Raw genomic sequence first — 13,060 nt, 5'->3', positions numbered from 1 at the left:
TAATAAAGCATGACCCGCTTGACGGCTAGGGCCGTCGGAGACCCTTGTAATGCCTGAACACGATGTACGCCTGCAACAACTGACGGTCTGGCTCGATGAGCAGCTCAATGATCTTTTCCGGAAAAACGCCTGGGGCGATGTGCCCGCAGGCAGCCTGACCGCGGCCAGCAGCGACGCCAGCTTCCGCCGTTATTTCCGCTGGCAGGGCGCCGGCCACAGCTTCGTGATCATGGATGCGCCTCCGCCGCAGGAAAACTGCCGACCGTTCGTCGCCATCGACCACCTGCTGGCCAGCGCCGACGTGCATGTACCGCTGATCCACGCCCAGGACCTGGAGCGCGGCTTCCTGCTGCTGGGTGACCTGGGCCACCAGACATACCTCGACATCATTGATGCCGACAACGCCGACGGCCTGTTCGCCGATGCCATCGACGCGCTGCTGGCGTTCCAGCGCCTGCCGATGGACGCGCCGCTGCCCAGCTACGACGATGCGCTGCTGCGCCGTGAAGTCGAACTGTTCCCCGAGTGGTACGTGGGGCGTGAACTTGGCGTTACCCTCAGCGAAGCCCAGAAAGCCACCTGGCAGCGTATCAGCCAGATGCTGATCGACAGCGCCCTGGCCCAGCCCAAGGTGCTGGTGCACCGCGACTACATGCCGCGCAACCTGATGCAGAGCACGCCCAACCCCGGCGTGCTGGACTTCCAGGATGCGGTGTACGGCCCGGTCACCTACGACATCACCTGCCTGTTCAAGGACGCCTTCCTCAGCTGGCCGCAGGCGCGGGTCGAAGGCTGGCTGCGCGACTACTGGCAGAAGGCGCAGGCCGCCGGCATTCCGGTGCAGGCCGAGTTCGAAGCGTTCCAGCGTGCCAGCGACCTGATGGGGGTGCAGCGCCACCTGAAGGTGATCGGCATCTTCGCCCGTATCTGCCACCGTGACGGCAAACCCCGTTACCTGGGCGACGTGCCGCGCTTCTTCGCCTATATAGAAGAAGTGATCAGCCGCCGGCCCGAATTGGCGGAGCTGGGTGAGCTGATTGCCGAGTTGCAGGCCGGAGCGCGTGCATGAAGGCAATGATCCTGGCAGCGGGTAAAGGCGAGCGCATGCGCCCGCTGACCCTGCACACCCCCAAACCGCTGGTCCCGGTCGCCGGCCAGCCACTGATCGAGTACCACCTGCGGGCCCTGGCTGCGGCGGGCGTCACCGAGGTGGTGATCAACCATGCCTGGCTCGGCCAGCAGATCGAGGACCACCTGGGCGACGGCAGCCGTTTCGGCCTGAGCATTCGCTATTCGCCCGAAGGCGAGCCGCTGGAAACCGGCGGCGGCATCTTCAAGGCCCTGCCATTGCTAGGGGATACGCCGTTCCTGCTGGTGAACGGCGATGTCTGGACCGACTACGACTTCGCGCGCCTGCAGGCCCCCCTGCAAGGCCTGGCTCACCTGGTGCTGGTCGATAACCCTGGCCATCACGGCCGCGGCGACTTCCGCCTGGTGGGCGAGCGGGTGGTCGATGGTGACGATGCGCCCGGCACGCTGACTTTCAGCGGCCTTTCGGTACTGCACCCGGCACTGTTCGAAGGCTGTCAGCCCGGTGCCTTCAAGCTGGCGCCGTTGCTGCGCCAGGCCATGGCGGCGGGCCAGGTCAGTGGTGAGCACTACCGCGGGCACTGGGTGGATGTCGGTACGCTAGAACGCCTGGCCGAGGCCGAGCGCCTGATCGGCGAGCGCGCCTGACATGTGGTGGCCAAGCACGGTGATTGCTGCCGGTGCCGGCTTTGCCGTTGCCAGCATCCCCGGCGCCCTGCTCGGCGCTTTGCTCGGGCAGGCCATTGACCGCCGCCTGCGTTTGCAAGGCTGGGAGGACATGCGCGAACGCCTGGGCGGGCGGCCGGCCTTGCAGGATGACGAGTTGCTGTTCGTGATGCTCGGGCGCCTGGCCAAGTGCGATGGCCGGGTGGGTGAGCAGCATATCCAGCAGGCGCGTCAGGAAATGGTGCGCCTGGACCTGGCCGAAGCGGCCCGGCTGCGCGCGATTGCCGCGTTCAACCGTGGCAAGGCGGGCAAGGACCGGCTGGGCGGGCACCTGCGGCGCATTCGCCAGCAGCCACATGCGGCCGAGGGCACCCTGCGTGCCTGCTGGCGCATGGTCTGGGCCGACGGCAAGATGGGCAACAAGGAGCGTGAGCTTTTGCTGGACTGGGGGCAGAAGCTGGGCCTGAGCCGACGGCAGGTGCAGGCCATGTCGCTGGAGTACGAGCCGCGCAAGGCGGGGCCAGAAGGGGTGGCCATGACCTATGCGGCGGCGTTGCGCTTGCTGGCAGTCGAGGCGGACACCGATGGCGACAAGATCAAGCAGGCGTATCGTCGGCTGGTCAGCCGGCACCATCCGGACAAGCTGGCGGGCACTGGCGCCAGTGAGGCACAGGTGCGGGAAGCGACCGAGCGGACCCGGGAGTTGCATCAGGCCTATGCCATGATCCGCAAGCGGCGGGGCCTTTAAAGGGTACCTGGCTTGAGTTTTGAGGTGATGCGTAAGTCGAGCGCCGCGCGGGCGGCGCTCGATCTCACTGGCGCCACACAACCCACGACAAGCATAAAAAAGCGCCCCCGGCGATTTCAGATCAACCCTACAGGCTCATCCACCCCCGCACCCGGCGGAACAGTTGTTCCTGCTCGGCCGCCTTGTTCCCCGGCATGCCAATCAGCGACAACTGCCGGTACTGGCTGTCCTTCTGCCGCTTGCTGGCCTGCAGGCGCTGCGCGGCCGCATTGCGGTCACCGCTGCGGGTGGCGTAGTAGATGTCGGCAGTCGGCACTCTCAAGGTCGGGGCCAGGCTTGTCAGGTCATGCTCCACCCGCGCCGGTGTCTGCGCGGCGACCATTACCAGTTTCTGCACCTGCGGCGGCTGTTTCTCGCTCAGGTAACGGGCCGCCCAGTACGCGCCGCTGCCATGGCCGATCAGCACGATGCTGCGGGCATTGTGTTGCTGGGCAAAGGCCACCGCGGCATCCAGGCGGGCGAAAACGCGCTCGGCATCGGCCGGGTCGGTTTGCTCGCTGGCCTGTTTGGCGTCAGTGCTTTCTGCGGTGTCGGCATCGGCCGCCGTGGCCTGGGCAACGTTGGCATTGGCATCGGCCGGCACGTCCTTGGCCGGCGCGCTTTCGCCCTTGTCTTGCTCCGGATCGGCAGCCGGCCTGGCTTCGACCCGCGCCTGCGGGCTGTCGGCGAGCAGGTCGGGCAGGCTGATGCTCAGGCTGTGCCAGCCGATATCGGGGAATTTCTGCCGCAATGGGCCGACTGCATTTGGCCAGTCGGCCGTTTCGCCGGCACCGGGGACGATGATGACCGCCCCTTGCGGGTCGCTGTCGTTGGCCTGTTTCCACAGGGCCAGGAAGCTGTCGGCACCGGCCTGCAGGGTCTGCTGCTCGGCCTTGGGCACCAGCCGTTCGAGCGCCTGGGCATCCTCCTGGCTGCGTTCCAGCAGCGGCGGGCGCTGGGCTTGGGCCGCGGGTGCCTCGGTGGTGGTGGATGGTTTTTCGGCATCGGCGGCAAGGGCGCCGAGAGGAAGGATCGAGGCCAGGCAGCACATTGCCAGCGTCGTGCGATAAAGTGTGGACATGAGTCAACCCGGGGCCAGAATGATACCGGCAGCCTAATAGTATTTGCCCGTGACGGCCATGCTGCATGGCCGCCTTTGCCAAGACGAGCGTATAGATGAAGCGAGTGCGTCGCCTGTTGGTTATCGGCTGCTTGTGGCTGCCCTTGATTGCATTGGCCAGGCCCGAGACGGTGCCCACGGTTTCCCTGGAACCGGCCCAGCAGCAATGGCTGGATACGCACCGCAGCCTGCGCGTCGGCCTGGTGTTGCAGGCGCCCTACGCTCAGTTCGACCGGCGCCTGCAGCAACTGTACGGGGCCAACGTGGAATTGGTGAGCAGCCTGGCGCAGGTGCTGCGCCTGGACCTGACCTGGCGCAACTTCACCGACCAGGCCAGCCTTGAGCATGCCCTGCAGGCAGGCGAAATCGACTTTGCCCCAGGCCTTACCCAGACCCCCGCCAGCCTGCGCCTGTGGTTGTTCAGCGACCCTTACATGCGCGTGCCGCAACTGGTGGTGGGGCCGCGCACCGGGACCATGGCCGTGGAACTGGAAACGCTCGGGGCCGAGCAGCGGGTTGCTGTGCGCATGCCCAGCCAACTGGCGGACTACCTGCGCGGCAACTACAGCAACCTCAACCTGCAAGGGGTGCCCAGCGAGCGCGAGGCCCTGCAATTGGTGGTAGGCGGCCAGGCCAGTTTCGCCGTGCTGGATGAAGCCCAGCTCAGCCGCCTGTCGCGCGAAAGCGAGTTCGGCGAGCTGGCGGTGGTCGGCGATATCGGCCTGCCGCAACTGTTGCGCATCGGTTCGCGGAGCGACTGGCCGCTGCTGGCCGATGTGCTCGAGCGTGGGCTGCAGGCGCTGCCGGCCAAGGAGCTGGAACAACTGCACCAGCGTTGGCTGCAGCCAAAGTACCCACGTCTGAGTGAGTCGACTGGTTTCTGGCAGAACCTGGCCTTGCTGTCCGGCCTGCTGCTGTTGTGCGCGCTGGCCACCCTGGTGTGGCAGCGTCGGCAGCAGCGCCAACTGGAGCGCAGCCTGCTGGCCACGCGAGAAAGCCTGGTGGAGCGGCAAGTGCGTGAAGAAGCGTTGCGTCTGAGCCAGTTCGCCATCGACCAGAGCACGGTGGGCATCCTCTGGGTCAACTGGGACAGCCACGTACGGTACGCCAACCATGCCGCCGAGCGCATGCTGGGCTACGGTGAAGGCGCGCTGCTGGAGCGGCCGCTGAGCGACTTTGAACCCAGCTTGAGCATGGACCGCTGGCTGGAGCTGTGGAAGGGCGCGCGCACCGGGTCGGGCGGTGTCGGCCAGTTCGAGACGCAGTGCCGTCGGGCTGATCAGAGCCTGCTGCCGGTCGAGCTGTCGCTGAGTTTTCTGCGCTTTCGTGATTCCGAGTACCTGGTGGTCTACCTCGCCGATGTCACCGAGCGCCACCGCGCCCTGGCGGCCCTGCGCGAAAGCGAGGCGCGGCTCAAGGGCATTGCCGGCAACGTGCCGGGGCTGGTGTTTCGCCTTGAGCGCGACCCGGCCGAGGGCGACCTGGAGTTCCCCTACATCAGCGAGGGCAGCGAGGCCCTGGTGGGTTATGCGCCCAGCGAGATCCAGCACCCGCAGATGGGCCTGCGCAACCTGGTGCATCCCGAGGACCGCGCCGATTACCACCGGGTGCAGGACCTGGCCCTGGCCAGCGACCAGGACTGGTCCTGGCAGGGGCGTATCCTCACCCGCCAGGGTGAACAGCGCTGGGCCGACATCAAGGCCAGTACCCGGCGCCTGGGCAACGGCCAGGTGGTGTGGGACGGCGTGGTGTGGGACATCACCCAAGGCAAGCGGGCCGAGCTGGCGCTGGCCAGGTCCCAGGAGCAGCTGCGCGAACTGTCGGCCCACCTGGAAAGCGTGCGCGAGGAAGAAAAGGCCCGCATCGCCCGGGAAGTGCACGATGAACTGGGGCAGATGCTGACTGTGCTCAAGCTGGAGGTGTCGATGTGCGAGCTGGCCTTTGCCGAACTGGACCCGGGCCTGAACGAGCGCCTGGCCAGCATGAAGCGCCTGATCGCCCAACTGTTCCAGCTGGTGCGCGATGTGGCCACCGCCTTGCGCCCGCCGATTCTCGATGCCGGCATCGCCTCGGCCATCGAATGGCAGGCGCGGCGCTTTGAAGCACGCACGCAAATCCCCTGCCTGGTACAAGTACCGGATAATCTGCCAGCATTGAGCGATGCCAAGGCCATCGGGCTGTTCCGTATCCTCCAGGAGGCGCTGACCAACGTGATGCGCCACGCCCAGGCGCACAGCGTGGAGATCGAACTGGTGCGTGAGCACGGGCAATTGCGCATGACCGTCAGCGATGACGGCCAGGGCTTTTGCCGCGACCAGCCCCGGCCCACCTCGTTTGGCCTGGTGGGGGTGCGTGAGCGGGTGCTGATGCTGGGCGGCAGCATGGTGCTGGACAGTGAACCGGGCGAAGGCACCAGCCTGAGCGTGGCCATACCCTTGGAGTAGGAGAGCGATCGTGATTCGAGTGCTGGTGGCCGAAGACCACACCATTGTCCGTGAGGGCATCAAGCAGTTGATTGGCCTGGCCAAGGACATGCAGGTGGCGGGGGAGGCCGGTAATGGCGAGCAGTTGCTGGAAACCCTGCGCCACACACCGTGCGAAGTGGTGTTGCTGGATATCTCGATGCCGGGCGTGAATGGCCTGGAGGCAATCCCGCGTATCCGCGCGTTGCACGACGCCCCGGCGATCCTGATGCTGTCGATGCACGATGAAGCGCAGATGGCGGCGCGGGCGCTGAAGGCCGGGGCGGCGGGCTATGCCACCAAGGACAGCGACCCGGCGCTGTTGCTGACCGCGATTCGCCGGGTTGCCGCTGGCGGGCGCTATATCGACCCGGCGTTGGCCGACCGCATGGTCTTCGAAGTGGGCCTGACCGAGTCGCGGCCGTTGCACACGCTGCTGTCGGAGCGGGAGTTTTCGGTGTTCGAGCGCCTGGCCCAGGGCGCCAACGTCAACGACATCGCCCAGCAGCTGGCACTGTCGAGCAAAACCATCAGCACCCACAAGGCGCGCCTGATGCAGAAGCTGAAAGTGAACTCGCTGGCGGAGCTGGTGAAGTACGCCATGGAGCACAAGCTGGTCTGATTGCGACATGCACTTCCTGCAGTCTGTAGCGAGTCCCTGTGGGAGCGGGTTTACCCGCGAAAGGGCCTGACCTGCCATCTGCGGTGCCTGGGCCGGCCTCTTCGCGGGTGAACCCGCTCCCACAGCGGGCGCCGGAGGGCTGAGGGGAGCATTCCAAAACCGCCATCTTTGTAGGGGAATCCCTACAAAAAATCTTCCATCCGGATGATGGCATTCTCTCAGCACCCCCGATTTTCCGGCGCTTGCCGCTTGTCTAGTCTTTGCCTACGCAGTCATCCAACAAGAAGGTGCAGGCATGAGCGAGGCGAAGTCGAACGCTGCAACCAGCGAAACGCTGGTCAGCTTCCGTGGTGTGCAGAAGAGCTACGACGGCGAGTCGCTGATCGTCAAAGACCTCAACCTGGATATTCGCAAGGGCGAGTTCCTTACCCTGCTTGGCCCGTCCGGGTCGGGCAAGACCACCAGCCTGATGATGCTGGCCGGCTTCGAAACCCCCACCGCCGGTGAGATCCAGCTGGCCGGGCGCTCGATCAACAACGTGCCGCCGCACAAGCGCGACATCGGCATGGTGTTCCAGAACTACGCGCTGTTCCCGCACATGACCGTGGCCGAGAACCTGGCCTTCCCGCTGACCGTGCGCAACCTGAGCAAGACCGACATCAGCGAGCGGGTCAAGCGGGTACTGAACATGGTCCAGCTCGACGCCTTCGCCAAGCGCTACCCCGGCCAGTTGTCCGGCGGCCAGCAGCAGCGTGTGGCCCTGGCCCGGGCACTGGTGTTCGAGCCGCAGCTGGTGCTGATGGACGAACCGCTGGGCGCCCTCGACAAGCAGCTGCGTGAACACATGCAGATGGAGATCAAGCACATCCACCAGCGCCTGGGCGTGACCGTGGTGTACGTGACCCACGACCAGGGCGAGGCGCTGACCATGTCCGACCGCGTGGCGGTGTTCCACCAGGGCGAGATCCAGCAGATCGCCGACCCGCGCACGCTGTACGAAGAGCCCTGCAACACCTTCGTCGCCAACTTCATCGGCGAGAACAACCGCATCAACGGCACCCTGCTGGGCAGCGATGGCAAGCGCTGCCAGGTGCAGTTGCCGCGTGGCGAGCGGGTCGAGGCGCTGGCGGTGAATGTCGGCCAGGCCGGCGAGCCGGTGACCCTGTCGATTCGTCCGGAGCGCGTGCGCCTGAACGGCCACAGCGAAAGCTGCGTGAACCGTTTCTCGGGCCGGGTGGCCGAATTCATTTACCTGGGCGACCACGTGCGGGTGCGCCTGGAGGTTTGCGGCAAGGGCGACTTCTTCGTGAAGCAGCCGATTGCCGAGCTCGACCCGGCCCTGGCCGTGGGCGATGTGGTACCGCTGGGCTGGGAGGTGGAGCACGCCCGCGCGCTCGATCCGATTGCCGAAGCCCATTGATGGATTGCTTCACCAACCCTGTACTGTGGAGAGAATAATAATGCGCAAGCAGTTGAAACTGACCGCCCTGGCCCTGGGGCTGTTCGCCGCTGGCCAGGCCATGGCCGCAGACCTCACTGTGGTCTCGTTCGGCGGTGCCAACAAGGCGGCCCAGGTCAAGGCGTTCTACGAGCCCTGGGAGAAGGCCGGCAAGGGCAAGATCGTCGCTGGCGAGTACAACGGCGAAATGGCCAAGGTCAAAGCCATGGTCGACACCAAGAGCGTGTCGTGGAACCTTGTGGAAGTGGAGTCACCGGAGCTGGCCCGCGGTTGTGACGAGGGCATGTTCGAAGAGCTCGACCCGGCGCTGTTCGGCAACGAGGGTGACTACGTGCCGGGCGCCATCCAGCCTTGCGGTGTGGGCTTCTTCGTATGGTCCACGGTGCTGGCCTACAACGCCGACAAGCTGAAGACCGCACCGACCAGCTGGGCCGATTTCTGGGACACCAAGAAATTCCCCGGCAAGCGCGGCCTGCGCAAGGGCGCCAAGTACACCCTGGAATTCGCCCTGATGGCCGACGGTGTGGCGCCGAAGGACGTGTACCAGGTGCTGGGCACCAAAGAGGGCGTGGACCGCGCCTTCAAGAAACTCGACGAACTCAAGCCCAGCATCCAGTGGTGGGAAGCCGGCGCCCAGCCGCCGCAGTACCTGGCCTCGGGTGACGTGGTCATGAGCTCGGCCTACAACGGCCGCATCGCTGCCGTGCAGAAAGAGAGCAACCTGAAGGTGGTGTGGAACGGCGGCATCTACGACTTCGACGCCTGGGCCATCCCGAAAGGTGCCAAGGATGCCGACGAAGCGAAGAAATTCATCGCCTTCAGCGTGCAGCCCGAGCAGCAGAAGACCTACTCCGAGAACATCGCCTACGGCCCGGCCAATTCCAAGGCCGTGAGCCTGCTGTCGGACGCGGTGAAGAAGGACATGCCGACCACGCCTGAAAACATCGCCAACCAGGTGCAGATCGATGTGGCCTTCTGGGCTGACAACAGCGAGCAGCTGGAGCAACGCTTCAACGCCTGGGCGGCGAAGAAGTAAACGACCAGTGTGTGGGGCTGCATTGCAGCCCCCATTTCAGCCTGTATCGCGGAGTTCGCCATGGCCATTGCAGTGCCCCTCAAAGAAGGCGCAGGTCCAAGTCTCAAGCAGCGCCTCAAGCACGCCGAGCGGGTCAACCGCTGGAAGGCGCAGGCGTTGATCGCGCCGCTGGCGCTGTTTCTCCTGCTGGTGTTCCTGGTGCCGATCGCGGCGCTGCTGTACAAGAGCGTCGGCAACCCGGAAGTGGTTGGCGGCCTGCCGCGCACCGTGGGCGTCATCACCCAGTGGGATGGCAAGAGCCTGCCGGGCGAGGACGTGTACAAGGCGTTGAGCCAGGACCTGGCCGAATCGCGCAAGAACCAGACCCTGGGCGACCTGTCCAAGCGCCTGAACATGGAGCTGGCCGGCTACCGCAGCCTGTTGGCCAAGACCGCGCGGGCGCTGCCGTTCAAGAGCGAACCCGCTTCCTATAAAGATGCCTTGCAGGCCCTCGACGAGCGTTGGGGCGACCCGGCCTACTGGCAGGCGATCCGCCGCAACACCAGCACGGTCACCCCGTTCTACCTGCTGGCTTCGCTCGACCACCGTATCGATGACCTTGGCGAACTGGCCAAGGCCACCCCGGACCAGGCCATCTACCTGGACATCTTCGCCCGCACCCTGTGGATGGGTGTGGTGATTACCGCCATCTGCCTGGTGCTGGCCTACCCGCTGGCCTACCTGCTGGCCAACCTGCCGACCCGGCAGAGCAACCTGCTGATGATCCTGGTGCTGCTGCCATTCTGGACCTCGATCCTGGTGCGGGTGGCGGCGTGGATCGTGCTGCTGCAGTCGGGTGGCCTGATCAACAGCGCGCTGATGGCCATGGGCATCATCGACCAGCCGCTGGAACTGGTGTTCAACCGTACCGGCGTGTACATCTCGATGGTGCACATCCTGCTGCCGTTCATGATCCTGCCGCTGTACAGCGTGATGAAGGGCATTTCACCCAGCTACATGCGTGCGGCGATCTCGCTGGGCTGCCACCCGTTCGCCAGCTTCTGGCGGGTCTACTTCCCGCAGACCTACGCCGGCGTTGGCGCCGGTTGCCTGCTGGTGTTCATCCTGGCCATCGGCTACTACATCACCCCGGCACTGCTGGGCAGCCCGAACGACCAGATGGTCAGCTACTTCGTGGCCTTCTATACCAACACCAGCATCAACTGGGGCATGGCCACCGCGCTGGGCGGGCTGTTGCTGCTGGCGACCGTGCTGTTGTACCTGATCTATAGCTGGCTGGTCGGCGCCAGCCGCCTGCGCCTGAGCTGAGGAGCCTTGTCATGCTGAGCCCTTACATGTCGCCCGTGGAGCGGGTGTGGTTCTACAGCCTGCGCATTCTTTGCGGCCTGATCCTGCTGTTCCTCATTCTGCCGGTTCTGGTGATCGTGCCGCTGTCGTTCAACAGTGGCAGTTTCCTGGTCTACCCGCTGCAGGGCTTCTCGCTGCAGTGGTACCAGGACTTCTTCGGCTCGGCCGAATGGATGCGGGCCTTGAAGAACAGCATCATCGTCGCCCCGGCGGCCACGGTGCTGGCCATGGTGTTCGGCACCCTGGCAGCCATCGGCCTGACCCGTGGCGACTTCCCTGGCAAGTCGCTGGTGATGGCGCTGGTGATTTCGCCGATGGTGGTGCCGGTGGTGATCATCGGTGTGGCCAGCTACCTGTTCTTCGCCCCGCTGGGCATGGGCAACAGCTTCACCTCGCTGATCCTGGTGCATGCTGTACTGGGCGTGCCGTTCGTCATCATTACCGTGTCGGCGACCTTGCAGGGCTTCAACTATAACCTGGTGCGCGCTGCGGCCAGCCTGGGCGCCTCGCCACTGCTCACGTTCCGCCGGGTGACCCTGCCGTTGATCGCGCCCGGGGTGATTTCGGGGGCGTTGTTCGCCTTTGCCACGTCGTTTGACGAAGTAGTGGTGACCCTGTTCCTGGCCGGGCCGGAGCAGGCGACCCTGCCGCGGCAGATGTTCAGTGGTATTCGCGAAAACCTGAGCCCGACCATTGCCGCGGCGGCGACCTTGCTGATTGCCTTCTCGGTGGTGTTGCTGCTGACCCTGGAGTGGTTGCGCGGGCGTAGCGAGAAGTTGAGAACCCAGCAGCCTGGTTGAAGGTATGTTGCCTGTGCTGGCCTCTTCGCGGCTAAAGCCGCTCCCACAGGGTTTGTGCACCTGTGGGAGCGGCTTTAGCCGCGAAGAGGCCAGTACAGGTTGATGCTAATCAGCCTTCATCCGCTTCCCTGGGTTACAATGCGCGCCACCGTGATTCTGCCAACAGGTGCGCCATGCAGCCCTACGCTATTGCCCCCTCCATTCTCTCCGCCGATTTCGCCCGCCTGGGCGAGGATGTCGACAAGGTATTGGCCGCGGGTGCCGACATCGTCCACTTCGATGTCATGGACAACCACTACGTCCCCAACCTGACCATCGGCCCGATGGTCTGCACCGCCCTGCGCAAGTACGGCGTCACCGCTCCCATCGACGTGCACCTGATGGTCAGCCCGGTCGACCGCATCATTGGTGACTTCATCGAAGCTGGCGCTACCTACATCACCTTCCACCCGGAAGCCTCGCAGCACATCGACCGTTCGCTGCAGCTGATCAAGGACGGTGGCTGCAAGGCCGGCCTGGTGTTCAACCCGGCCACCAGCCTGGATGCCCTGAAGTACGTGATGGACAAGGTCGACATGGTGCTGCTGATGAGCGTCAACCCAGGTTTCGGCGGGCAGAAGTTCATCCCTGGTACCCTCGACAAGCTGCGCGAGGCGCGTGCGCTGATCGATGCCAGTGGCCGTGATATCCGCCTGGAAATCGACGGTGGCGTCAACGTCAACAACATCCGCGAGATCGCTGCCGCTGGCGCCGACACCTTCGTGGCCGGCTCGGCGATCTTCAACGCCCCGGACTACCAGGAAGTCATCGCCAGGATGCGCGCCGAACTGGCTCAGGCCCGCCCATGAGCGGCTTCGAGCAGCTGTTCCCGGGGACGCTGCCCAGGCTGGTGATGTTCGATCTGGACGGTACCCTGATCGATTCCGTGCCAGACCTGGCCGCCGCCGTGGACCGCATGCTGCTCGAACTGGGGCGCCCGCCCGCCGGCCTGGAGGCGGTGCGCCACTGGGTGGGCAACGGCGCCCAGGTGCTGGTGCGTCGGGCGCTGGCCGGTGGCATCGACCACGCCGCCGTGGACGATGCGCTGGCCGACCAGGCGCTGGCGCTGTTCATGGACGCCTATGCCGAGAGCCACGAACTGACAGTGGTCTACCCCGGTGTGCAGGACACCCTGCGCTGGCTGCGCAAGCAGGGCGTGGAGATGGCGCTGATCACCAACAAGCCCGAGCGCTTCGTCGGCCCGTTGCTGGACCAGATGAAGATCGGCAACTACTTCCGCTGGATCATCGGCGGCGACACCCTGCCACAGAAAAAACCCGACCCGGCGGCGCTGCTGTTCGTCATGCAGATGGCCGGCGTTACCCCGCAACAGTCGCTGTTCGTCGGCGATTCGCGCAGTGACGTGCTGGCGGCCAAGGCGGCTGGCGTGCAGTGCGTGGGCCTGACCTACGGCTACAACCACGGGCGGCCGATCCACGACGAATCCCCCAGCCTGGTGATCGACGACCTGCGCGCATTGCTGCCCGGTTGCGCAGACCCGGCCACTGGGATAACGTTGGCGGACCTTCAAGCCTCACAAGACAGAGAGTCCACCGTGGCGGTTACTGGCAAATTCTGGATGAAAGTCATCAAGGCCCTGGCCCGTTGGCGTTGGCGCGCCTGACTTTAGCCT

The 13,060-nt window shown here is 65.2% G+C and carries 12 protein-coding genes; 11 read left to right on the top strand and 1 reads right to left on the bottom strand.

Annotated elements, in window-relative coordinates; all coding sequences use genetic code 11:
- Nucleotides 1-49 precede the first annotated feature (49 nt).
- Genes M2S36_RS09685 through M2S36_RS09675 form a run of 3 tightly spaced genes read left to right on the top strand, consistent with a single transcriptional unit; the run spans nucleotide 50 to nucleotide 2,503 of the window.
- A complete protein-coding gene (locus M2S36_RS09685) occupies nucleotides 50-1,069 on the top strand; it encodes an aminoglycoside phosphotransferase family protein (RefSeq protein WP_333957079.1) in 1,020 nt (339 codons plus the stop codon).
- Nucleotides 1,066-1,737 (top strand): N-acetylmuramate alpha-1-phosphate uridylyltransferase MurU, encoded by a 672-nt coding sequence (gene murU / locus M2S36_RS09680; protein WP_207834203.1) that lies wholly within the window; start codon nucleotides 1,066-1,068, stop codon nucleotides 1,735-1,737. Before M2S36_RS09685 ends, murU begins: the two co-directional genes overlap by 4 nt.
- A 1-nt stretch (nucleotide 1,738) precedes the next feature.
- On the top strand, nucleotides 1,739-2,503 hold the full coding sequence (locus M2S36_RS09675) for a TerB family tellurite resistance protein (RefSeq protein WP_207834212.1): 765 nt from the start codon (nucleotides 1,739-1,741) through the stop codon (nucleotides 2,501-2,503).
- 127 nt (nucleotides 2,504-2,630) lie between these two features.
- Here M2S36_RS09675 and M2S36_RS09670 read toward each other — a convergent pair whose 3' ends face one another.
- Nucleotides 2,631-3,623, bottom strand: coding sequence for an alpha/beta hydrolase family protein (locus M2S36_RS09670; RefSeq protein WP_333957078.1), 993 nt, complete (start codon nucleotides 3,621-3,623; stop codon nucleotides 2,631-2,633).
- Nucleotides 3,624-3,718: 95 nt separating this feature from the next.
- On the opposite strand from M2S36_RS09670, the gene M2S36_RS09665 reads away from it, so the two are divergent.
- The 8 genes from M2S36_RS09665 (at nucleotide 3,719) to M2S36_RS09630 (ending at nucleotide 13,051) form a co-directional block, all read left to right on the top strand.
- Nucleotides 3,719-6,106 (top strand): PAS domain-containing sensor histidine kinase, encoded by a 2,388-nt coding sequence (locus M2S36_RS09665; protein WP_333957077.1) that lies wholly within the window; start codon nucleotides 3,719-3,721, stop codon nucleotides 6,104-6,106.
- A 7-nt stretch (nucleotides 6,107-6,113) separates the two neighbouring features.
- Nucleotides 6,114-6,746, top strand: coding sequence for a response regulator (locus M2S36_RS09660; RefSeq protein ID WP_170929296.1), 633 nt, complete (start codon nucleotides 6,114-6,116; stop codon nucleotides 6,744-6,746).
- Nucleotides 6,747-7,041: 295 nt separating this feature from the next.
- Nucleotides 7,042-8,166, top strand: a complete 1,125-nt coding sequence (locus M2S36_RS09655) for an ABC transporter ATP-binding protein (RefSeq protein ID WP_063914589.1) — start codon at nucleotides 7,042-7,044, stop codon at nucleotides 8,164-8,166.
- A 40-nt stretch (nucleotides 8,167-8,206) separates the two neighbouring features.
- Complete coding sequence (locus tag M2S36_RS09650) at nucleotides 8,207-9,241, top strand: ABC transporter substrate-binding protein (RefSeq protein ID WP_207834218.1); 1,035 nt, start codon at nucleotides 8,207-8,209, stop codon at nucleotides 9,239-9,241.
- A 60-nt stretch (nucleotides 9,242-9,301) separates the two neighbouring features.
- Complete coding sequence (locus tag M2S36_RS09645; RefSeq protein WP_207834220.1) at nucleotides 9,302-10,549, top strand: ABC transporter permease; 1,248 nt, start codon at nucleotides 9,302-9,304, stop codon at nucleotides 10,547-10,549.
- Between the two features lie 11 nt (nucleotides 10,550-10,560).
- Nucleotides 10,561-11,388 (top strand): ABC transporter permease, encoded by an 828-nt coding sequence (locus M2S36_RS09640; protein WP_013970603.1) that lies wholly within the window; start codon nucleotides 10,561-10,563, stop codon nucleotides 11,386-11,388.
- Nucleotides 11,389-11,561: 173 nt separating this feature from the next.
- Nucleotides 11,562-12,236, top strand: a complete 675-nt coding sequence (gene rpe / locus M2S36_RS09635; protein WP_038408593.1) for a ribulose-phosphate 3-epimerase — start codon at nucleotides 11,562-11,564, stop codon at nucleotides 12,234-12,236.
- Nucleotides 12,233-13,051 carry a phosphoglycolate phosphatase gene (locus tag M2S36_RS09630; RefSeq protein WP_207834230.1) on the top strand — a complete coding sequence of 273 codons (819 nt, stop codon included), beginning with the start codon at nucleotides 12,233-12,235 and terminating at the stop codon, nucleotides 13,049-13,051. Before rpe ends, M2S36_RS09630 begins: the two co-directional genes overlap by 4 nt.
- Nucleotides 13,052-13,060 lie beyond the last annotated feature (9 nt).

Origin of the sequence: Pseudomonas sp. SF2 (genome assembly GCF_036858055.1) — a bacterium.
In the GTDB taxonomy this organism is placed as follows: domain Bacteria; phylum Pseudomonadota; class Gammaproteobacteria; order Pseudomonadales; family Pseudomonadaceae; genus Aquipseudomonas.
This window is presented reverse-complemented; position numbering and strand designations above follow the sequence as displayed.

Coding starts and splice junctions, on each gene's coding strand:
- M2S36_RS09670 (WP_333957078.1), bottom strand. CDS start 3,623: ATGTCCACACTTTATCGCACGACGCTGGCAATGTGCTGCCTGGCCTCG.
- M2S36_RS09645 (WP_207834220.1), top strand. CDS start 9,302: ATGGCCATTGCAGTGCCCCTCAAAGAAGGCGCAGGTCCAAGTCTCAAG.
- M2S36_RS09650 (WP_207834218.1), top strand. CDS start 8,207: ATGCGCAAGCAGTTGAAACTGACCGCCCTGGCCCTGGGGCTGTTCGCC.
- murU (WP_207834203.1), top strand. CDS start 1,066: ATGAAGGCAATGATCCTGGCAGCGGGTAAAGGCGAGCGCATGCGCCCG.
- M2S36_RS09675 (WP_207834212.1), top strand. CDS start 1,739: ATGTGGTGGCCAAGCACGGTGATTGCTGCCGGTGCCGGCTTTGCCGTT.
- M2S36_RS09665 (WP_333957077.1), top strand. CDS start 3,719: ATGAAGCGAGTGCGTCGCCTGTTGGTTATCGGCTGCTTGTGGCTGCCC.
- M2S36_RS09630 (WP_207834230.1), top strand. CDS start 12,233: ATGAGCGGCTTCGAGCAGCTGTTCCCGGGGACGCTGCCCAGGCTGGTG.
- M2S36_RS09655 (WP_063914589.1), top strand. CDS start 7,042: ATGAGCGAGGCGAAGTCGAACGCTGCAACCAGCGAAACGCTGGTCAGC.
- M2S36_RS09685 (WP_333957079.1), top strand. CDS start 50: ATGCCTGAACACGATGTACGCCTGCAACAACTGACGGTCTGGCTCGAT.
- M2S36_RS09640 (WP_013970603.1), top strand. CDS start 10,561: ATGCTGAGCCCTTACATGTCGCCCGTGGAGCGGGTGTGGTTCTACAGC.
- rpe (WP_038408593.1), top strand. CDS start 11,562: ATGCAGCCCTACGCTATTGCCCCCTCCATTCTCTCCGCCGATTTCGCC.